At 56.5% G+C, this 21,504-nt stretch carries 17 protein-coding genes and 1 pseudogene; 15 read left to right on the top strand and 3 right to left on the bottom strand.

Features of this window, described 5'->3' with window-relative positions; translation table 11 throughout:
* Positions 1-6: 6 nt before the first annotated feature.
* The 3 genes and pseudogenes from DOD19_RS26530 to DOD19_RS26525 all read left to right on the top strand — a co-directional run bounded on the left by DOD19_RS26530 (position 7) and on the right by DOD19_RS26525 (position 3,072).
* Positions 7-990: a TniB family NTP-binding protein gene (locus DOD19_RS26530; protein ID WP_112189003.1), complete on the top strand. Its 984-nt coding sequence runs from the start codon at positions 7-9 to the stop codon at positions 988-990.
* A gap of 3 nt (positions 991-993) precedes the next feature.
* Positions 994-1,398, top strand: a pseudogene (locus DOD19_RS28085) (TniQ family protein); the annotation flags it as partial.
* Between the two features lie 141 nt (positions 1,399-1,539).
* Positions 1,540-3,072 (top strand): hypothetical protein, encoded by a 1,533-nt coding sequence (locus tag DOD19_RS26525; RefSeq protein WP_239498116.1) that lies wholly within the window; start codon positions 1,540-1,542, stop codon positions 3,070-3,072.
* A 456-nt stretch (positions 3,073-3,528) separates the two neighbouring features.
* Here the strand turns inward: DOD19_RS26525 and DOD19_RS28080 are convergent, their stop codons facing one another.
* Entirely contained in the window at positions 3,529-3,756 is a 228-nt protein-coding gene (locus DOD19_RS28080; RefSeq protein ID WP_239498113.1) for a transcriptional regulator, read from the bottom strand.
* Between the two features lie 136 nt (positions 3,757-3,892).
* On the opposite strand from DOD19_RS28080, the gene DOD19_RS26520 reads away from it, so the two are divergent.
* The 8 genes from DOD19_RS26520 to DOD19_RS26485 all read left to right on the top strand — a co-directional run bounded on the left by DOD19_RS26520 (position 3,893) and on the right by DOD19_RS26485 (position 17,017).
* The gene (locus tag DOD19_RS26520; protein ID WP_112188999.1) at positions 3,893-4,873 is read left to right on the top strand and encodes an AAA family ATPase; all 981 of its coding nucleotides are present in this window, start codon (positions 3,893-3,895) and stop codon (positions 4,871-4,873) included.
* Positions 4,874-4,929: 56 nt separating this feature from the next.
* Positions 4,930-7,470 carry a S8 family peptidase gene (locus DOD19_RS26515; protein WP_112188997.1) on the top strand — a complete coding sequence of 847 codons (2,541 nt, stop codon included), beginning with the start codon at positions 4,930-4,932 and terminating at the stop codon, positions 7,468-7,470.
* Between the two features lie 60 nt (positions 7,471-7,530).
* Positions 7,531-8,916: a hypothetical protein gene (locus tag DOD19_RS26510; RefSeq protein WP_112188995.1), complete on the top strand. Its 1,386-nt coding sequence runs from the start codon at positions 7,531-7,533 to the stop codon at positions 8,914-8,916.
* A 1,376-nt stretch (positions 8,917-10,292) separates the two neighbouring features.
* A complete protein-coding gene (locus DOD19_RS26505) occupies positions 10,293-11,621 on the top strand; it encodes a hypothetical protein (protein WP_024979410.1) in 1,329 nt (442 codons plus the stop codon).
* 218 nt (positions 11,622-11,839) lie between these two features.
* Positions 11,840-12,943, top strand: coding sequence for a DUF3150 domain-containing protein (locus tag DOD19_RS26500; RefSeq protein ID WP_024979411.1), 1,104 nt, complete (start codon positions 11,840-11,842; stop codon positions 12,941-12,943).
* Positions 12,944-12,999: 56 nt separating this feature from the next.
* Positions 13,000-15,048, top strand: coding sequence for a hypothetical protein (locus DOD19_RS26495; RefSeq protein WP_024979412.1), 2,049 nt, complete (start codon positions 13,000-13,002; stop codon positions 15,046-15,048).
* Positions 15,049-15,095: 47 nt separating this feature from the next.
* Positions 15,096-16,172: a primase-helicase zinc-binding domain-containing protein gene (locus DOD19_RS26490; RefSeq protein WP_239498112.1), complete on the top strand. Its 1,077-nt coding sequence runs from the start codon at positions 15,096-15,098 to the stop codon at positions 16,170-16,172.
* Between the two features lie 140 nt (positions 16,173-16,312).
* The gene (locus DOD19_RS26485; RefSeq protein WP_024979414.1) at positions 16,313-17,017 is read left to right on the top strand and encodes a hypothetical protein; all 705 of its coding nucleotides are present in this window, start codon (positions 16,313-16,315) and stop codon (positions 17,015-17,017) included.
* On the opposite strand, the gene DOD19_RS26480 is transcribed toward DOD19_RS26485, so the two are convergent.
* Positions 16,965-17,645, bottom strand: a complete 681-nt coding sequence (locus DOD19_RS26480) for a helix-turn-helix transcriptional regulator (protein ID WP_024979415.1) — start codon at positions 17,643-17,645, stop codon at positions 16,965-16,967. The genes DOD19_RS26485 and DOD19_RS26480 overlap by 53 nt on opposite strands.
* 480 nt (positions 17,646-18,125) lie before the next feature.
* On the opposite strand from DOD19_RS26480, the gene DOD19_RS26475 reads away from it, so the two are divergent.
* The 4 genes from DOD19_RS26475 (at position 18,126) to DOD19_RS26460 (ending at position 20,790) form a co-directional block, all read left to right on the top strand.
* Positions 18,126-18,320, top strand: a complete 195-nt coding sequence (locus tag DOD19_RS26475) for a hypothetical protein (protein ID WP_024979416.1) — start codon at positions 18,126-18,128, stop codon at positions 18,318-18,320.
* 2 nt (positions 18,321-18,322) lie between these two features.
* Complete coding sequence (locus tag DOD19_RS26470) at positions 18,323-18,880, top strand: FlhC family transcriptional regulator (protein ID WP_024979417.1); 558 nt, start codon at positions 18,323-18,325, stop codon at positions 18,878-18,880.
* 80 nt (positions 18,881-18,960) lie between these two features.
* On the top strand, positions 18,961-19,833 hold the full coding sequence (locus DOD19_RS26465; RefSeq protein WP_024979418.1) for a hypothetical protein: 873 nt from the start codon (positions 18,961-18,963) through the stop codon (positions 19,831-19,833).
* Between the two features lie 159 nt (positions 19,834-19,992).
* On the top strand, positions 19,993-20,790 hold the full coding sequence (locus tag DOD19_RS26460; RefSeq protein ID WP_239498111.1) for a TraI domain-containing protein: 798 nt from the start codon (positions 19,993-19,995) through the stop codon (positions 20,788-20,790).
* Here DOD19_RS26460 and DOD19_RS26455 read toward each other — a convergent pair.
* Positions 20,761-21,441 carry a hypothetical protein gene (locus DOD19_RS26455; RefSeq protein WP_239498110.1) on the bottom strand — a complete coding sequence of 227 codons (681 nt, stop codon included), beginning with the start codon at positions 21,439-21,441 and terminating at the stop codon, positions 20,761-20,763. The two genes, DOD19_RS26460 and DOD19_RS26455, sit on opposite strands and share 30 nt — an antisense overlap.
* Positions 21,442-21,504: the final 63 nt, after the last annotated feature.

The raw sequence follows: 21,504 nt of genomic DNA, 5'->3' as shown, positions 1-21,504 counted from the left end.
ACGCTCATGCTTCCATTTCTCCCCTCAGACTCAATCTTCGAATCACAAGCGGAACAGAATGCATACAGAGAGGTGTCTGAACTGGACCGCATTGTCGTTGCACACCCAGCGCTGTCGGAGGCTGTTTTGGGAATCAAACGTTGCATCAAGGCTTCGGTCGCCTCGCGCAGTCCCGAGTGCTGCATGTTGCTTGGTGATGGCGGTATGGGTAAGACAACCATCGCGCAGTTGATCATGAATAACATGCCGTCAGCGACGATCGTAGAAAACGATTGTGAGATTGATACCGTGCCGGCCTTCTACATGAGCCTGCCATCTGAAGGCAAGTTGAGTAGTTTGACCGAGGAGATGCTGACTCGCCTGAACGACGTCTATCCATCCGCTGGCACAGCAGGCTCTCAGTCGAAGCGGATCAACACCTTGCTCAAGCGTTGCAAGACCACCATCGTCTTTATCGATGAGTTGCACAACTTGTCGCTGATTCGCAAGAAGGATGAACTGGCCGGTCAACGAGTTAGCAACTGGCTCAAGGACCTTTTCAACGCCGAGGGTCCGGTCATCTGCCTAGTCGGAACCAATGACTGCAAGACGATCTTCGATCACGATACACAGATGTCGCGGCGGTACAAGAGCAAGTTCATCTTGGCGCCGTTGCTGCCGGGAACGAGCGAAGAGCCAGGTAACTTGCAGCGCTTTCTCCACACGCTTTCCAAAGAAATCGTCAAAAGAACGTCAATTAAGGCTACGCCCAATTTCACAAGCTACAACTTGGCGCTTAGGGTATTTGCGGCGACGCAGGGAAATATCGACTACGCCTCCACCTTATTAAAGGTTGCTGCGCGCCATGTCTTGCTCGCGGGACGCGATGTCATGACCGTGCCGGACTTGGCAAGTGTCTGGGATACAGGAATATTTTCGGCGCAGTCGGTCACGGTACACAACCCCTTCACCATGACCGAGCGTGCGTTGGCCACAGCGTTCAGAGGCTGAAATATGGGACGCAAACTTCCGGTTCGTCCCATCCCGTTTCCTGATGAATCGCCGGCAGGCTATTTGATCCGGGTCGCGGAGGGTAACGGTTTTCCGAGCGTCACTGCCATGGTAGACGGCCTGTGTATCAGCGTGGCGGACGGGGGCTGGATCACCGCTGCATATACACGAGCAGAGCGTTACGCGGAGATCCTACAGCTGCTTGGCGTCAATAGCCCGAACGCGTTCCGCCTGAGTTTTCTCCGATTCGGACCGACCGCTGATTCCCCGCGAATGATTGACGGTATCTCCTATGAAGAGCAATTCTTCTCCGAGGACTGTCGAGCATACTGTCCTATCTGCCTTGCTGAGCGGCGCTATTTTCGCAAGCACTGGTCGCTCAGGCCGTACTTGGTATGCCAGACGCATTCAGTTCGCCTGCTGCAAGATTGCTACGCGTGTAAGGAGAAGTTTTCGCCCCTTCGCGGTTCCCTTTGCACATGCAAATGTGGGGCGGATCTTGCGAGCGGACCACAGATTGCGGCAGACAGTGCGCCGGTTGACTGGTGGATGAACGAGATGGATGTCGGCGGGCAGCGGGGCAGCGATGCTTCGGCTTGCTTGGCCGCTCTTTTTGCGGTCGGCAATTCCGACGCTTCTTTAGAGCTGCTGAGCGGCGCACAGCAGTGGATCGAGCAGAGAGTGGTTTCAGCGGAGCTTCGGTCCTTGGTCAGCGGCTCGCAGTCGCATCCTCGTGTCGCCCTTCTTCCTCTGCTCCAATCAGCGTCGGCCACGGTGCAAGCGCTTGCGCAGGAGATACTTCGTTTGACACCGGGGAAGAGGTCGCTAAAGACCGACTTGCCCGAGCGCAGGCTAACGCGCAGGCAGGCCGAGCTTGCTCTGGGGGTGAGTGCTTTTCAAATGAACAACCTGCTGAGAGAGGGCGTTCCAGCCACGTATCGGCTAGACGCAGGTGATGGTTGGTTCAGTGCGCGGTCGGTGAGCGAGATGCTATATGACCTAATGGTGGGTGAGACGGAGGTGGTTCGCTCCCCACGGGTCGTCACGCGCAGCGTTGCATCGGTGGTAAAGGCGATTGCCGAAGGACGAGAGGTGACGGCGGGATATGACCCGACCTTAGGCATCAGCAGTATTCGATCGGCCTGCTCAATATCCCCGAATCCAGAGTCGGAAAGGCCTGACGAAGTTGGCGTCGAAGAGGTTGCCAAAATTCTGGGCACGTATCCCGAGGTCGTTCGCTTCCTTGCGCGGGTGGGATGGCTTGAATGTCGGGACAGAGACCACATTAATCGGAAGCGACTTGTGACGGGTCGGGAGATGGTGGAGTGCTTTGCGCGCAAGTATGTTTTCGCTGGCGAGATTGCGAAGCGTGCCAACATCGGCGCCACGAGCACCGCGGAAAGGTTGATGGCGCTTGGCGTGCCCGCCGTTGCAGGTCCAAAGATTGATGGCTGCCTCGTATACATGTTCGAGCGCGACCTTGTTGACCGCATTGATCTGGCATCGCTGCAGACTATGAAGGGATACCCGACTGCTACCGGACGTAAGCCAGCCGGCAATGCTACAAAGAGGACGGGTTTCGAAATGCCCCTCGCAGAGGCGGCGGAGCTTCTTGGCGTCAGCGTCCAGACCGCCAAGCGGCTGATGGCGGGGCATCATCTACGAAGGGTAGGGAGCCTATCCAGGTCTGTGCTGGTGACAAGGGGGTCCGTACAGCGATTCAAGAAAATGCTGAGCGACCCAGAGCTCGTGCCCATAGACGCCGTCCCAGCAATCCTTGGCGTGGGTAGTGGAGCTCTGGAGGTGACGTACGTCCAGTCTGGGCTCCTTCCGGTGGTGGACTTAACAGTGTCACGACGCGTTCGCCGCGCGGACATCGCACGCTTGCAAGAAATGCGAGCGAACTACGTTACCGCTGATGAGGCGGGTAAGTTGCTCGGAGGCCATCGAAGCCACCTTCCCAACCTGGAGGCGCGTGGCGAAATCAGCCCGATCTCTTTCGCGAAAAGCCGTAGCGTCAAATTCTATGCGCTCGCTGACATTCGCCGGCTGCAGAGGTGTGCTGCGAAGGCGGTACGGTAGTTGATCGGATGCCTTAAAAGGGGCATGGGGAGACTGAGGCCGAATACGGCCTAGCTTCCTGCGCCAGTACATCGGCAAGATTCGAATATTATTGCCGACCGTACATTCACGCATGACAAAGTAGAGTTTACCGACGGGCGGCACCGGTTTGCTTGGTTGCGAGACCATGGCTTGCAGGCGTTGCCTGTTGACGTTGGGGCTGAGTCTGATATTTCCTTTAGGGCACGCTTTGAAACCCATCTGCGTGCTGGCCGACTGTATTTGGAGCAAGCGTGACGGTGCCCGCCACTGGTCGCGAATAGGTGCGAAGAGTCGGTGCTCGCAAACAGTCAGCACCGCTGAGTAAGTTTCCCCCATTTTGCGCGCGGATCTCTTGGGGTAGTGGGAGGCGAGACTGAAACGCTCGCGCTCTTACTGGCGCCGTGAGTGCCTGTGAACAGCGCCCCTCCCTTAGGGCTACCGAGACTTTCCTTCTAGAAGGTCCGCTGCCGTCTTTACGTGTTCTAGCGCCTTCCCGATATCGAGCGCCCCTTCTGAGGCCTGAGCATCAGCGACGATCGTTAAGCATCGACTGATCACTGAGACCGGCGCACCAAGCTTCCCGCCTTCATATCTAGACAGGCAGCTCTTATCAACACGAAGCAGTTCAGCGAACGCTCTCTGACTTAGGTCGCCGCGGGCCATTCTAAGTAACTCGCCCTGAGAGCGCGGGAAGCGGGCCATGCTTTTGATGTATTAATAGCAATGTAATGCTATAATAGCATTATATTTTTGGCGGTTGGTCAAGGCGCCACTACTATTGCGACTGGATGGAAAAATCATGGCCAGATCTGATCGACTCAAAGCGTTGTTGCGAGCTCATGCGAACCAAGATGCCGAGCACTTTTATGCCGTAGCTATGCAGCTGGCGGCGGATGAGGCGCGCCAAGGTCACGCCAAGCTGGCCGCCGAACTACGTGACTTAATCGATTCGACGAAGGTCGAGGCGAATCGGGCTCGGCATGCCAAGCCCGTGCCACTGATGCAGCCAAAAGGTGAGCTGAGCGATCTGCTTACCGTTCGCTATCCGGATGAGCACTTGGCAGAAATGGTGTTGTCCGGCGAAGTTGAAGCCAAGCTCGGCCGCGTGTTGCGGGAGCAGCGTCAGGCGGATCGACTGCGTGCGCATGACTTGTCGCCTCGGCGCAAATTGCTTCTCGTTGGACCGCCTGGCACCGGCAAAACAATGACGGCCGCAGTCCTCGCCGGGGAACTCAAGCTACCGCTCTTTACGGTGCGCTTTGACAGCCTCATCACGAAATTTATGGGCGAAAGCTCGTCGAAGCTCCGACTTGTTTTTGACGCACTGAAAAGTAATCGCGGCGTCTATTTCTTCGATGAATTCGACTCCCTGGGATTGCAGCGCGGGAGTCAGCATGACGTGGCAGAAATGCGCAGAACGTTGAACATGTTCTTGCAACTGCTTGATCAAGATCATTCGGACAGTTTGATTGTGGCTGCCACCAATCATGCCAAGGATTTGGATGTCGCCCTGTTTCGTCGATTCGACGACGTAATTCGCTACGATGCTCCAGGGTTGGAGCAAGTGAAGATTTTGCTCAAAAATAGATTGAGTACTTTCGTGCCGAAGGGCTTTCGGTATGACAGTTTGGTGAGATCTGCGCAGGGTCAGTCCCATGCTGAGATATCACGTGCCTGCATTGATGCTATTAAGGATGCGGTTATGGATGGCGTCGGTCAGGTGAGTTCTGAAGCCGTTATTCAGCATTTGGAAGAACGGGCCCGTGCTAATAGGGGGTAAACGGAGTAATTGAAAGGCGGTAGAGTTCTGCGGCAGGTCACTTGGGGAGTCTTGATATGCCAGAACAGAAGCTGCCGCACCTCCTAGTTAGCGGATTTACCTGGGAGGCGCCGTATCAGTCGCCAAATAATGGTGGGGGTCGCCGGCCGAGTATTCCTCGGGCGCGCGTGGCCCACGGCACGAAGCTCCTTCGGCAGCTCCGACGACTCGTTAGAGAGTTGCCAGATATAGTGTCGCTTCGAGAGGATCATGACCTGCCAGCGCACGCAGGCATTGCGGTCGCACTTGAAATCAAACCGAAAGGTGCCCTCGATTTCCAGGGGATCGAGTGGAAGAAAGACCGCATCGAAGTTCTCTCCGTTATAGAGCACCCAGATTCGGAGATTGTCGTACTTCACGTTCCCGATGGTCACATCGGCGCTCTCGAAAGACGTATCCAGGCCTATCTGGAGAAGAACGCAAAATCGGGGAAGCCGCAAAATCTCGCGTTGGTCAACGCGATAGAAAATATCCGACGAGCGGCGTTCGATGATTTTTGGACAGATGAAGACCCTCCGCCTGAGGATCTGGATGAAAGTTGGTTCCAGGTTTGGCTGCGGGCGGATGGCAAAAGAGGCGACGTGGTTCGCCATGCATTCGAGGAGCTAGGTGAGCGTCTCGGGCTCGAAGTCCAGAGGGGATTTGTCACCTTCCCCGGGCGAGTCGTTGTTGCTGTGCGTGCAACACGACAGGCAATTCAACAAGCAGTTGAATTACTCGACATGGTTGCGGAGATTCGTGGGGTTGCCGATACAGCAAAGTTTTTCCTGTCGGAGTTGAGGCCGTACGAACAGAACGACTGGGTAGGCTCGCTTGTCGAGCGCTCAGTCTATGCGCGAAGTTCGAGGAGAAATCGCATCACGCTGTTGGATACCGGCGTGAACAATGGCCATCCGCTACTCGCGGCAGGCCTGGCCGAGGATGATATGCATGCGTACGACCCGACTTGGGGAGCAGCAGATCACGACGGCCATGGCAGCGAAATGGCTGGCCTTCTGTTGTATGGGAATCTAACTTCGCCCCTTGCTGGCAACGAGCCCGTCAACCTGACGCATCGACTGGAATCCGTCAAGATTCTGCCGCCGGACGGAGAGAATCCGCCTCGTATTTATGGAGCCATTACCGCGGAGTCGGCATATCGTGTCGAAGCGACGGCTCCGCAGGCGCGTCGCGTCTTTGCAATGATGACGACGGCCGAAGGCGGTATCAATGGAGAGCCTTCCGAATGGTCGGCAACAATTGATCAGCTTGCCTATGGCTTGCCGACATTGGAGATCGGTGTCGATGATCAGGACGATCGAGGAGAAGCAACGCCGAGGTTGTACGTTTTAGCCGCCGGAAATGTTGCTTGGCCGGATTGGGCTAGCTATCCGGCGATCAATGCGTTGGCGCCAGCGGAGAACCCCAGTCAAGCATGGAATGCGTTGGCTGTTGGGGCGACCACGAATCTTACTGAGATTGATGCTGCGGAGTACCCGGGGCAGCGTGCAATTGCGCGTAGAGGGGCATTGGCTCCTGCTTCGCGGACAGCCATGTTGTGGAAGAAGGAGTGGCCCCACAAACCTGACGTGGTCGCTGAAGGCGGCAATGGTTCGCTAGATGCCGCGGCCAACGTCACGGTTGGCCCCGAGTCTCTCCGCATGCTCACAACGTCAAACAATATAGCTCGTACGCTCCTAGCAGAAACCGGAGATACAAGCGCGGCCACGGCTGAAGTGGCTCGTTTGTGCGCGCAGCTTTCTCACAAGTACCCCGACTTTTGGCCGGAAACCATACGTGCCCTTGTCGTGCATGGGGCTCGCTATACGCCAGCGATGCGTAGCTCGCTACGTGTGCAGCCTACGACGCAGGACAAATACACCCTGCTGCGCACCTATGGATTTGGTTTGATTCAGCCGGATGTGTCCGCGTTTTCTGAAGCCTATCGGTCCACGGTGGTTCTTCAGGAGACCATCACGCCGTATCGAGAAGTCAATGGTAGCGCAAGGCTTGGCCAAATGCTGCTCCATGAATTGCCCTGGCCTGGAGAAGAATTGCAAGACCTCGCAGAGACTGAGGTTTCCTTGCGAGTGACGCTGTCGTATTTCATCGAGCCGAACCCGAGTCGGCGAGGTTGGCAAAGTAAGTTTCGCTACGGCTCTTTTGGTCTTAGATTTGCACTGAAGGGGGCAACCGAGACAGATCAGGAGTTTGTTGAGCGCGTCAACGCGCTAGAGCGGGATGACGACGACGAACGCGCTCATGGGGATCCCGACCTTCAAGGCTGGACGTTCGGACCGAAGCTTCGTACCAAAGGGTCTGTTCATCTGGATGTTTGGACGGGCACGGCAGCTGAATTGGCTTCGAAAGGACAGATTGCGGTCTTCCCGGTCGGCGGGTGGTGGAAGGATTGGAAGGAGGCCGGTCAATGGGACACCGAGGTGCGCTACTCGTTGGTTCTATCCCTAGAGGTGGCCGAGCAACTGGATGCGGACTTCTATACACCGATCAAAACGCAGATCGACGCCGCGACGGTCGCCCAGCAAATCGAAGTAGATGATGGGGCAGAGGAGGAGTGAAAGATGACTGCTGTTGCGCAGATCGAAAGCTGCCAGGAACCCCTTGCTTAAACGCAGTGCATGGAAGATAGGCTCCAGAATCGTATTTTCCGAGGTGACGAGCCGGCGTGGGCGAACGCGTGTGTTGGCAACAACGGGTCCCCTGGCATCATCGATTACGCGGAAGGGTTCGCCGACGCAGCGATGGTGCTGCTAGACCAAGTTCTAGCGCATCGCTTTAGCTACAGCACTGACACCTTCATTTATCCCATCTGCTTCAACATGCGGCATGCAGCCGAGCTGTACCTCAAGGCTGCCATTCAGTTGCTGCATTCTCTCGGAGGGCGGTCGCGAGGGCTGCCGCCTTTCGACATGGACGGATCCCACGATATTGGTCGCATCTGGGCTTACTTCAGAGATCACGCGCCGTCTATTGACCGGCGCTACCAAAGTGTCGTTGACGGGTTGGACGACAGCATTGGCGATATCGCCGCGGTGGACCCCAACGGTCAGGTGTTTCGCTATCCGTTCGGACGCGAAAACAACAAGCATCTGGAGGAGATTGAGGTAATCAACTGCCGGCTCCTGAAAGAACGGTTCGCTGAGATCCGGGCGAAGCTAAGTGAGCTTGGCAGACTGAGCGCTGAGTTGGCGTATGAGTACAGCCTCGGTACGTACACGGCGCATCTATCGAGGCTTGACGTGTTCTGCATCGCTGGCATGTTGCCACCGCGAGCTGAGTGGGGGACCGCGGCATTCGACGAAGCGAAGGCACGGATAAGGAATCTCTTTGCCATCAGCAGCAATGAATTCTCGAGGGCTGTGTGTCTTGTGAAGGGCAACCGAGAGATGGCAACCCTGATCGCCTCCCCAATTCCTCTCGACCATTGCGATTCGGAGCAGTTTTTTGCGTTTTTTGACGCCTGGTTTGGCCTGAATGATCGTGAGGAAGTGTTCGGGTGGCTTACCAAGGATCCGAACGACATGAGCCGGTCCCCTGAGACGGAGACTCAGGATCTGCTTGCCAGCATCGAGGGTGACGCCAAGGCTCGCGCGGAAGCCTGGGCGAGCGTGTCAAAGAACCTCTCGCTTGAAGCTATTGGAGAAATTGAGGCGCTGTACACCTTCTACAAGACCTCCAATATGTATGGGGAGGAATTTGACAGAGAACGGGTCGCGATCACGGGGCATCTCACACGAAAGCTCCAGGTTGGTGAGGCCAACTATGGCGACTCCGTGATGAACTTCATGGAGAAGCTCCCTGTCATGCAGGGGGTGCTGGATGCCCTCAACTTTTTCGGGCACAACGAACTGGTCCGGCTGCTGCTCGATCGCTATCAGTTGTCGAACCACGCCGCTCGCCTTCTTGAAGACAGCAATTGGCGGGTTGAAAATAGAGTCGCGAGGATTCAAGAACACCTTCGCGTTTGGGGCGGCGGCGAGCTTAGCGGTCGTGTCCCAGTCTAGTTACTCGAGTGCGCCATGTCGCCGGCTAAAACACCGGTGAATTCGAAGGTGGATTTGTGAGCGGACCTAACCTCCTCCAGCGTTCAATCGCGGCAAGCGGGCGGCTCCGAGTTCGCACGAATCTGTGCCGTGATATTGGTGGCAATGCCGAGTTGGGAAGTCGTCCGGCGAGTATTCTTGCCGTGATCTGGCCTGCGTTCTGATCGGAGACCAATGCGAGAATCTGGTCCATCCCGAGAATGATGAACGGTTCACCGTGGTCGGTCACCGCTTCCAGTGAGCGGGCCCTAATGCGCCTAAGCACAGCGAAGTGGTGCTTGCTCAAGATGCGGATCGGGGTAACGTTGATATGCCCCGCGCCGACGCAGGCCGCCACTGCCTTGACTGCTGCATCGCAAGTTCTCATGTGCGGTAGCCGCCTTGACCTTCGTGGTCCGAACTTCGCAGATGATCTCTCCCGTTGTGGGCGACTCGATACGAGTGTAGAACCTGCACCAGCCATTTCAAAAAGAGCGCTGCTCTATATGTATACGTCTGCAGCGTGAGTCGTGTCGGGTGAGAGCTCGTGACAGAAGAGATGAGACTCCCTGTGGATGCGGCATCTGTGCAGAATCTCACTCCATGTGTCACAGGCGTCGAGGAATCTCAGAGCTTCTGTCATGATCAGCCCCCACGAGTTGTCTGAGATTTTTCTAAGCCCTTGTTTTTCTTGAGGGCGGAATCTCAAGTTATGTGTCACTGAACGTCGCCTGCTCACGGACACATAAGTTGAGATTTCGGACACATAAGTTGAGATTTTGTGCCCTAATCGGCACGTTCGTTAGGTGTTTGCAATCTTGTCCAATGTGTCAGTCTCCGCCTCGGAAGGCGACTCCGGTATGGAGACACGACGAAGCGGTGTTGCTTGCTTCGTATCAGGAAACCCCTGTAAAAGTGGTTACCTATCTGTTAGGTGGCCGTGGGCAGCCCCCGCGCGTAAGCGCGGGGCCTCGTCCACGCAACAACAACTAAATTGACCGTTCCCGTTAGGAATCGCCCGTACTATAATCACCGGAACCTAGCTGGGGGTCTACACTAGCCTTAGCCGCGCCCGCGGCATTCTGTTCTTCCGAGACGTCATAAGCATGCCCCACTGGAATGCTTCTGACGTTTTCTTGTGCCACGGCACGGAAGGGCTGCTTGGTATGCCCGTCTTGCATTCTTCGAATGTGACTAGCCAAGCCTTAGGGAGCTTTCCCCTCTCGTCTTCACCAAGTCCAGCAATGGGCTGGTAGTGCTTCTCCCTGCGAATTTCTTCAGTTTCGGGGCCCCCCAGAGCGATCCAGAACGCTCTGGGGGGCCTCGATTCTGGGGTTCAAATTCGCAAGGAGATAGAAATGAACGTCCAACCCCAGGTTTTTGAGCGTCAGCTCATTGCGCAGTCAGGTGTGTTCGGGGCAAGCAATGGCACCGATCAAGGCACCAGTTGGCTTGCCGATCCTGTGAGTGACCGTGGTGTTCTCGTCTCCGAGTACACCACATCGACTGACACTAGCCGCGTGCTGGCGGTCAGTTTGGCGCTATCAAGCAGCCGTTCAACATACGACGTCCTGGCAGAAGTAGCTGTTGCCGGGCGGGTGGGTATGCCGCTTCTCGTTGATCTGGCGAGTGCGACTCAACTCATCGATGAATCTAATCCCCATGAGCCCAACAGGGCTGCGACCTTGCAAGCAATCGAAAGGCTGTACGCAGCGTCGGCGCGAGGCAACGCAGTTGATGGGGCCCCTCCGATGATCGTGATCAGCGAAGGCGATCTCGCAGATGCTGCTCGTCTCGGGAATGTGGAAAAGTATGTGCGTGTTGGGTCAAGCCAACACGTCGATTGCGAGTTACTCGCTCATCCGCAACGCGTTCCCGAATTGCTGGGAACGGAAGTCAGCGGAATGATTTTTGGTGCGGGTTCAGTGGTTCGGGATGGTTGCGGCGGCGTGTTCGGTACGAGCTCCGAGTTCGTCGACGCAAGCGAGATGGTGGCAGGATCGGTGATCAACCTCTGCGACTATCTTGCTGATACTCAACGCGGAAATGATTGGTTCGACAGCAAGCGGCTCGAGGAGCAAATCCGGCTGGCGGTTCGCGAGCTTGACTCGATGCACGACGTCAAGGAGACGCTGGGATGTCCGGGGCAACCTGGATTTGGCCGGCGGATCGGAATCGGGATCTCGGGCGTCGCGTTCGCACTTCAGCAGCTTGGAGTTGCAGGGAACGCGGATAAAGCCAGAGCGGCGCTTGCGCAGGTAACCAGGATCATTCGTGACGAGGCTTATCGAGCTTCCTGCGATCTCGCAGAGGAGTTTGGTGCGTCGCCATGGTTTGACAGCGTTGATTTCCACACCGGACCCGTCGCGGATCAGTTACCGCCTTCATTGGTGGAGCGTATCCGTACGTATGGGCTCAGGAATGCGCAGATCTTCGGTTGGGCGCTTATGGCGGATCGGCCGGCGTTTGCGATGTCTGTCGGAGTAACTTCCGATTGGGCAGTTGATGCAGTGAGAACTGCAGAGGGGGTCGGCCAACAAATTGCTTGGCACGAAGTGATCTCTCAGGGCTTTGGGACCCAGTATCTCGCAGAGGTGCTGATCCCGGACAGCTGGAGCTTGGAGCAGTCGGCGAAACTGACAGCTCTTAGCAATCGCGCTTACCTCTGGGGAATCACGGTGCGGTAATTAGGCGCGGGTATCCGTGCTGAAGGGCCTTGGCCGGCCCATATGTTTGAAGACATCTCCGGAAAGCGAGCCGTTTCCAGAGATGTTTTTTGCGCAGTGCGCAGAGAGGGTAGCTGACACACCTAACCAAGTCAGCCATTCGTTTGTTAACCCAGCCGGGGATTCCATGCCCGGTAGGGGGCATGGTGTCTTCGGGTTTTCGCAGTAAGGAGATCTCCATGTCGAATCAAAACGAAATCCGGACCATTGAACGGGTCCTTTGTTTCAGTCTCGAAATCCATATCTGGTCGGGCCGGCGCAAGCTGCGTACGACTGATATCGGTGAGATCGATGAGCTGCCGAACAGCGACCTCGCGTCGCTAGGAAGCAAAAAGGTCATCGATAGCGAGCACCTGAAACCGTTCGATAAGCTCAAGAAGCGCGCGCAGAAGGCTTGCGAAAGCCGCGGCGTACGCTTTCTTGGCGGCTATGCTATTCCGTACAACAAGGCCAAACTCGTCGCCGACGAGCTGGAAGCCATCGCAGTGGAATACGAGCAAGCTCGCGCCCACCTCGTTGCAAACTACGACCGCTTCATCCAGGAATGGCAAAACGCTCCGAACAACAAGGAGTGGGCCCACATCATCAAAGACGAAGCGCCTGGGAAGGCGTACGTTGAGAGTGCGTTGGGTTTCAATTGGCAGGCCTGCAAGGTCCGTTCGGTCGACGAATCGGAGGAAGCAGCAGAGCAACTGTCGCGAGGTCTGAAGCAGGCGGAGCAGGGGCTTGCGGGCACTCTCTTTCGGGAAATCGCCCAAGAGGCCGCAGCTTTTGAGGAGCGCACCCTCTGCTTTGGTGACGCTAACAAAGGTCGCCATGCTCGTGAGTATGTCACCCAGCGATGCAAGAACGCACTGGAAGCCATTCGCGAGAAGATGGAGGGTCTGGCGTTCCTCGACCCGTGCGTGCGTCCCATCATCGAGACCATCGACTACAGCATCAACTTGCTACCGTCGAAGGGCAAGATCGAGGGGATCCATCTGACGACTCTCTGGGGCCTGACAGGCATCTTGAAACGTCCAGATCGGATGCGCGCGTTCGGTCAGCAATGTCTGGACTCCGGTGATGTTGCCGCGACGTTCGGATTTGCTGTCGGCACGAACGAAAGTGCGGTCGACGACGAAACCGAACTCGCGCCTGTACAGGTACCTCAGGCACCGGTTCAGCACTCGGTCACAGTCGGTGCTTCGGCAGTAACAACTGTGCGCTCTTCGCGCCAGCTTCCGTCCCTGCCGCTGCCGTTGCCGACGCAGTCGGGAACTGTCATCAGTCTCGGTATTTAATCCCGTAGGGGCAATTTGTCGCCCCTTCGGGGGCGATTCTCATTCTGAGGAATCGCATGAACATCAATACCTTGAAAGGGGCTCTGCCAATCGCAGCAAGGCTGTTGGCACAGAAGTGTGGCCTTGTCGTGCGGTTTGGCGGCCAGGCTTGCACCAACGGCAGAGAGATTACCCTGCCGAATTTGCCGATTGAAGTCGAAACAGCGCGCATCTTGGGTCTTGGATTTATCCTCCACGAAGGCGCTGGACATGTGGTCGAAACCGACTTCGAGGGGGTTCAAGCCTTGAATCTGCCGCCGTTCGTATTCCGACTCTTCAATGCACTGGAAGACGTGCGCATTGAGGGGCGAGTGGAGCGTCGGTATCCGGGCGCGCATCGGGTCTTTATGGCGATGCGAAAGCTGCTTCAAGAGCAAGGCCGCCTGGCAGATATCTCAAACGTGGATTCATTGTCCGGGGCACTGGTAATCGGCACGCTGCAAATACTGCAGTGGCGAGTGCTGAAGCGCGAGTTCTACAAGGAAAGCGAGGCAACTGCTGTTGAGTGGTTGCGCAACGGGTTCGGCATTGCCTTTGCCGACTCTTACCTCGCGATCGTTGGAAAGCTTAAGACTTCGTGCTCGTCAGTTGAAGCCGCGCACATTGCCCTAGAGGCAGCTGCGCTGCTCCAACAGTTCGTGGACGACCTTGCAGAGTCAACTTCTCAGCCGGATGAAAGCGGCAGCGAGAACGAGTCTGCAGACGCCTCCAGCGTTCCTGGCCAACAGTCCGAAGATGATCCGCAAGGTGATGAGTCTGACGCGTCCCCGACGGGAACCAATGACTCGGACGCGGCTGCTGGCGACAGCACTCAGTCGTCAGCGACCAGCCCTAGTGGAGAGCAAGATACAGCCGAAAGTGGGCAACCGCAGCAGGCTGAATCTGGTCCAGAAGGTATCGAGGCTGGGACGCAAGTCCCTGCTGAGAGCGGCGGTGAAAGTCACGTCAACGGCGAGAAGGACACCGCCGGCGGAGACACTGAGTCATCGCATGCCGGCGAACCCGGAGCAGTTGGGGAAGGTAACTCTTCTTCATCAGAATGCAGCGATATCGCCGACAGCGAATCGTTGGCGGGTGGACAAGATGGTCACGACGCGACAGCCAATGGTACCGACGCAACTGAAGTCGATACCGGCGGGCAAGCGGAACCGTCGTTCTGCCTGGCAGATCCCGTCACAAGCGCCGCCCTTCAGGCAGCGCTTGGAGCGGCGTACAACCCAAGCGAGGACTTAGGTGAAGCGCTGCAAGCGATGCTGACCAGCATTGCGTCCACCACGGAGGACCCGCCAGTACTGTCCGAAGCCGTGCCGTTCTTGTCGGAAATTGAAGACAACGGTGAAATCGTTCAGCGCGTGAAGCGCGAAACGATCGCACTGCGTCGGAAGTTGACGACGGCATTGGAATCACAGACGTTGAGCCAGTGTTGGGAAGGGTATGCAGGTGAACGTCTTTCCAATCTCGGAGCTCTCAGGTTGCCTATGGGGGACTTGAACATCTTCGAGCGGGAAACACGACGGACAAACGTCGACGTCGCTATCCAATTGCTGCTGGATCGTTCGGGCAGCATGCAGGAGGAAGAGCGTATCGCATTGGCAATTGACGCATGCACTGCATTGGGTCTAGCGCTCGGTCAGATTGATGGCGTGCAGATTGCAACTGCTGCTTTCCCGGCGGGTGAAATCAACTGCGATCGCAACGTGCTCGTCTTGAACGGGTTCAGTGAGTCGGTGAGCAGGCGTGCAGGTCGAATCGCGGCAGTTCGGGCGGACGGGGCAAACACCCCGCTAGCCGACGCGATGTTGTTTGGCCAGTACTCGCTGCTTTCGACTAAGGCGACTCGGCGAATCCTTCTTCCCATCACCGATGGAGAACCGGATAGCCGGTCTGCAGTTGCCGAAGTTGTCGCTTCATGCGCTCGTTGGGGTGTCGAGGTGATGGGAGTGGGAATTGGCCTTGATATCTCCAGTCAGATACCCGACAGCATCAGAATTGACAAGGTCGAGGAGTTGCCGCAGCGAATGTTCGAGATGATGACGAATCGTCTTGTACTGAAGCAAGCGGCGTAGGGGCCCAGGCGCGATGATTGCGCCTGGTTTCTTTAACAGCTGTAAGCATGGGGATTGGAACCATGATTAGAGATGACAATGCTCGCCGTGCGGCGCGCGACGCGATGATCAAGGATGCCAAGTACCGTGCGGCCGGCAAATGGCGCGGCCTGCTCGAGTCAGCTGGCCTTGACAAAACTTGGTTGAAAAAGGGTGTTCCCTGCCCCTTCTGTGGTGGCCATGATCGCTACAGCTTCACCGACAAGTGGGGAGATGGGAACTACTTCTGTCGCGGATGTGGCCCAGGCGATGGCCTGAAGTTGCTGCAGTTCGCCCTGGGCGGCGTGAGCTTCATGGAAGCTATCGAGTGGGCGATCCAATGGTCGGGGGGAAGCGTGCCCGACCTAAGCGGTTCAGCGCTTGCTCCGAGGCCTGTCCTGAAGTCCAGCGACGAACTTACTCCCGCTGAAGTAGAGCGGAGGAAAGGGCGATACAAAAAGCTTTGGGACGCCGGTTTTCGGGTGACTCAAGGAGACCCGGTATGGAAGCACTTGGAGCGAAGGCTGCCCGGGCTGGAGGAATCTGAAGTGCCTCGAGTATTGCGGTTTCATCCTGCCTTGGAGTACTGGGAGAAAGACGACAACGAGAAGTGGGTTCATGTCGGCAATTTTCCGGGAATGCTGGCCGCAATTCAGGGCCCAGATGGCGTCTGTTGCAACATCCATCGAACTTTCCTGACCGAGGAAGGAGAGAAGGCGCCGGTACCGAGTGCTCGTAAGAAGGAACTCTCCATCGGAGTGAAGGGGGGAGCCATCCGGCTGCTCCCATTGGTCGGCCGGGAGATGAGCGTTGCGGAAGGCATTGAGACATCACTCGCAGTGATTCGATATCGCGGCGAGAGTTGTTGGTCAGCCGTTGACGCCCAGGGGATGGAGGAAATCGCCATTCCAGATGAGGTAGACCTTATCCGCATCTATCAGGACAACGACCTACCGGATCAACGGGGTCGTCGACGTGGTTTCGAGGCGGGAGAAAAGCTTGCTCAGCGTGCGAAAGCGATGGGCAAGCGTGCAATCAAGTACGCACCTGGAAAGGCAGGGATGGACATGGATGATTTTGTCCGATCGCTTCCCAAAAGGGCGTGATGGCAGGCCGGAAACGGTCTGTGTATGATGAGCGCGCCGGGGATATCCCGGCGCGTTTTTTTTGCGCTGTCGTGAGAGGAAAGTGGCTTGAAACCCAGGGCACATTCCGTATCCTCTAGGCAGTAGATAGAGGAGTTTTGATGACTGCAGCGATGGATCAACTCACCGTGCACACGCGGGAGGACGGTGACAAGTTTGTATGCGTTTGGAAGGTAGGCCGGAAGCAGGGGATGGTTTTCGTCAGCGTTGAGGTGGACGTGCCAGAAAAGGCCGTCGTTGCTGAATTGAGCGCAATTCACTATCTCGTGGAAGACGTCCAATTGCTTGGCGATAATCGGAGTGGCGCTAATCTCGCGCTCACTGTTTCGTCGTCGCTCATTGCAGACATCAAAACGGGCAAAAGCCAAAGATCCCACCTGGTCCCATTTGCGGCGCTTCTCACTACAAAATTCCTCGATGTTCCAACGAGTGTGAGTAGGGACGACTCTTGGGTAGGCGAGGGCGCGGGCACCCGCGTCAAGCACCTGGTGGTGACGGAGCCTATGCGAGTTCTACTGGACGTAAAAGGGCACGGAACGATCGGCGTCACAAAGCATGGGTTCGATCAGTTCCGAACTCGGCTGAACAACGTCGGTGCAGTTGATGCTTGGAAGGAGATGCAGCGAATCGCGAAGGTGGGAATGGTCTCAACGCGTGAGTACCATCGAGGAAGCCGAAAGCTCTTCCATGCAGAAAGTCACTGGGCGTTCATTGTGGGGGAGGACGGCAATCTGATTACCGCCTACTCAGACCTCAACGCGGGAAAGCATGTCCAGCAGGAAACCGATACACGGGCGCTCCGATAACGTAGAGGCTATCGCGTTGCTGATGGGTCGTATAGCCAATGCCAATGTCGGATTGGGCAATATCGATGACCGTGTTGTCTTCAAAAGCGAACTCCCAGCGCGGCGCCCCTTGTGGGTTTTCCGGCAGAGATCTGATCCTGGCCACGTACATCAAGTTGTTATAGCGAACGATGTAGTGCTGGCCATCCTCAAGGACCACGTTTTGCGCCGTATAGACAACAATGTCGCCGGCCTGGACGAGTGAGAATGCCTCTTCAGGCGCCACTTGCCAGTAAAAGAACAAGCCAGCCCACCCGATGGTCGCAAACTCCTTAATGCGCTGAGGCAAGGACATTGAAATCGGGTCCTTCCCGCGCGGATCGTAGAGAAGATAGCTGTTCGTGCCCTCTGCGCCGATCAAGAAGTCTGGCGTCACGTTGAGTCGGCGCGCGAGCTCCATCAATATGTCGTAGTTGGGCACGAACACGCCGGACAGATACTTGTATGCAGTCGGCGATGTGACTTTGATCAACTCGGCGATGAACCTGCTCCGAGCAAATCCAGTAGTCGGCAACCCTCTCGCATCCAGGACCAAGTGGAGGCGTTGGCCAAACGTCTGACGGACGGCGTCAATGCCGCTCTGTTCCATGTGGCTTACCCAAAGAAAGTGAGTTTTTAGCGGCGTATTATGCCGCAGGTCGACACGGGCGACTGGGAAAATCACGTCCGCAGCCAAGAAAATGAGAATAATAAATCACATTCGTCCGGCCGCGTAAGGTGACCCTCATCTAGGGCAAGGTGACGCGGTTGGCGCTAGGAAGTCAACGCGGTCTAGCTGTAACGGCTTGTTTTCGTGGAACTTTAGACCTGTTGCCTCGAAACATCTATCAACCCTTCCGAGGGGTGTCCTCCAGCTTGCTAACGGGCTGTCCTTTGTGTAGATTCCGCTCAGGGTTAGTTCTTGCCAAGAAGTTGTAATTCCCAGGCTTAGATCCAAACACGGGAATCGGCTGACGGCAAACATTGGGGGGTCTACATGATGTGTCCAATACTTGAGCTCGCGGCGCGCGAGAATACAAGGGCTTTGGAGAATCGCTGGAACGCGGTGCGACTTGATAGGAGTCGGGCCATGATGGTCTACAAGCTCAGCCAGGAAGCTGTGGACATGCTTCTCCAGACCCCTCTTGAAGTTCTTGTTGAGAAGACGAAAGAAGCCAACCAGGCAATTTTCGTCGACAACCAGTTTGAGGATCTCCTCAAGGTTGCTGCGATTGCGACCGCGTCACCGTCGGCGATCAAGAATGTCATCGCGTTGCGTGGGTAAACATGAAAAATACCCAGCTTCGCTTCTACATTGAGCACGAACGCAGACTGAAGCGGCTATGTGAATTTGGCGCCAGACCCAAAACGATGCAGGCGCTCCTTACCCCTCACGGGGGGGTACATATCGCCACCTTCCGAGAAATTTTTACTCAGTTGACGGGGCGAACGCCAAAGCCGGGCATGTCACCGTCTCCGGATTTCGGAAGCTTCTTCCAAAAACCGAATCGTCGATTCGAGTGCAGCCTCATACTCCACTCATACAATAAGCTCTGCAATCTTGGTGCTCACCATGTTGATGCGCTGATTGAGGCGTACGCCTTTTTTCGGGAGAGCGCGCCCGCGGAAAAGAGCATGGAATTCTCTTTTGAGCGCGCGCTCATGCTCGCTCGGGCATTTGACAGTGGCGAACTACGGCTTTCAGAGTGCGACTGTTGCTCCTCCAACCACGTTCATGAGCGTAACGAACCGGTGATGTGCCCTGTGTGCAATAACGGCAACTTCGGCGGCTCGCGCAAGCGGCACAAATCGCGTGTCGTTGCGACATACCAGCAGGCAGGCTGATCGGTGCTGCCTGCATCCTCAACCGGGTTCGTGTTTCTACAGGAAGTAGACAGCGCGATTTCTGGCGGGCACGAGTTGCTATGCAAGTCGGACTGAGCCCCAGCGGGTTGGCGACCAAACGCGCCAATGTAGAACACCAATCATGCCGGGAACTTGTGCTCGGGCGCGAGGGAGTGGTCTCCATCTCGGCCCGTCGTCCACTGTTCCTGCGCAGCCTTGGTGAAACTGGCTCCGGCAGGTCTATGGCAATCATGGGCTTGGCAGAGCAGATGCTCGCAGGCGGCGGTGCGGTCCTGTGGATCGATAGTGGCAACCATCCCCGCGTTGCCAGGGCACTGCAGAAGCTGGCGGACAGGCATTTGGTGAACTATGCCGCGTCAAACGAATTTTCCCGCGGTGATCAGGCGGCGATCGCAAATTTGATGGCGCTGGGAGGGATTGGCCACTGTGTTCCGGGGAATGACATTCCATCGGGAATGCCAAAAGACAAATACACGCGCATGCGTCTCGGAAACATCCTCCGCACCCTGGGTTCATGTGAACTGAAGGGCCTGGGGAAAGTGTCCCCAACGCTGATTGTGTTCAACCAGATTGTGGGTGCATTTGAGGGACGCGCGCTCGGTCTGGGCAGCTTGCCGGCGAAGCTTCGCGGCGGCGGGCACAGCTTTGTCTTCAGTGATACCTCGATCCTGAACGACGCGCTGGACGTTTCGGCGCACGTCCGCCAGTACTTGTTCCATCGCATGCCTTACGCCCACGCATTGCGCCTTGTGAAAGCATTGCGACCAGCGTGTCGACAAGCGCAGGAGCAAGTTTCGGCTTTCTTCGCACCTTCGGGAGGGGATGCTGACGAGGTCCTTGCGCAGCAGATTGCTCAGCTCGTGGACGAATATGCCGTCTACTGTGCAAACGGAGACTGGAGAGTTCTGCGGTCCGCCGCACCATCACTGTGAGTGACGAGGATTGATTACCTCCAGTTGATCAACTCCTATATAGGGTTGCCGTGCTCGACTCGGTTCGGTCTTTCAGTCGCCTCAAATGCCTTGAAACACCGTCGGTATGCAGCACGTTTTGCGCTTTCTTGCTCTGGAGGCCGGGCATAGACTTTCCCTATGCTCAAACGATTCCTCCATCGGCTGTTAGGTCGAACTGAAGAAGAGGCCGCCGCTATCCCTGCGGTTTCGCCTGTCATCGCAGCGCGGCTCGGTACGCCAGCCGCGCGAGTCGACACTGTAGCCGTTCGCGTCCCTGTTTATCCCCCAATAGATCCGGGGATCGACGTGTTAGCGGTGGAGCAACTTATTGATAGTCAATCCCAGTTGATGGGACGTATCCGTACAGTCGCTGGCGGTGCTGACGATGAGTTCAACGAGATGTACATGTCCGTCATCAGCAACTTGGCGGCGTACGTGCACCTCCTTCCGGCATCAAGACTAGAGACACACACCGGCGCGGGTGGCCTCTTTCGTTTGTCGCTCGAAATGGGGTTTTACAGCCTGCAGGCTTCTGAAGGCGTGATCTTCACCCCGACTGAAGGCGTCGAACGCCGTCACAAACTCGAACCTCGATGGCGCTATGCGGCTTTCCTCGCTGGTCTGTGCTGCGAGTTGCATCGCCCGCTGGCTTCACTCATTGTGAGTGGCCCGGGTGGAGTGCAATGGCCAAAGTATCTTTCGCCACTTCATAAGTGGTGTACCGATCATGGGTTCGAGAACTACTACATCTCGTGGCAGCCAGAGCCAAGGGCGGAGTGGGCCGGGGTAAAAGCCGAGGTGTCCGCGATGATCAGTAAGATCGTCCCCGACAAATGCCTTCAGTACCTGGAGGCTGGTTACCGTTACGCCGGGCACCTTGAACATCGCGAACGACTCCGTGCAGTATCAAATCACCAACCTAACTGCCCAAACTGACTTTGGAGTCGCGCTGCATCGGCCGGTGAGCGGCTTTGCGCCCTCGGTGACGAACCAGTCAAGCGTGCCATAGCCAGGGTCAAGAACCAGATTGGTCTGCTGCGACATCGACTGGAGCAGCTTGCGCGGAACGGCGTAGTTGTAGAAGGCACCGCTCGGTTGGGGAAACACCTTCACCCGGCGGACGTCGACTTTGAGGACTTGGTCGTGTGCCACAGGATTTGGCACTTCATGCGTTCCCGTCAGTAGCTCCGTGAGCTCCTTCGAGTACCGGTCATAGGTCGTCAGAGGTAGGCCAACGACCATGTAGTCGATGGCGTTCAGCCGCATCTTCTGGAGTGCTCCGAGAAAGAGTGCGCGATATGCGCGCGAAGTCGAATATGCACTCGCCACCTCACGCTTATAGATACCTTTGGATTCGGCAAGAGCGTCTGCACCGACCGAATAGTTCTCGCCATCAACCTGAACAACAATTCGGTCCACCTTTGCCATCAACCCACCAGTGAAGTCCGATTGCGTAGCCCGAGGTGCGAGTGAGGGGAAAAGCCCGACTTTGACATCCATGTCGATGTCGAGTTGGGAAAGGGTGTGCTTGGTGTTGCCGTAGCCAACATCGATAGCGCGAACGATCGCAGGGGTGGACTTTGACATTTAAGGTTCTCCGCAAGAAGTACGGCAAGGATATGGTTCCTGTAACTTCCTGGCAAGAAGTTC

Source organism: Ralstonia sp. GX3-BWBA (assembly GCF_003290055.1).
GTDB lineage: Bacteria > Pseudomonadota > Gammaproteobacteria > Burkholderiales > Burkholderiaceae > Ralstonia > Ralstonia holmesii.
Note: the sequence above shows the minus strand (reverse complement) of the source record. Positions and strands in the feature narration are given on the sequence as shown.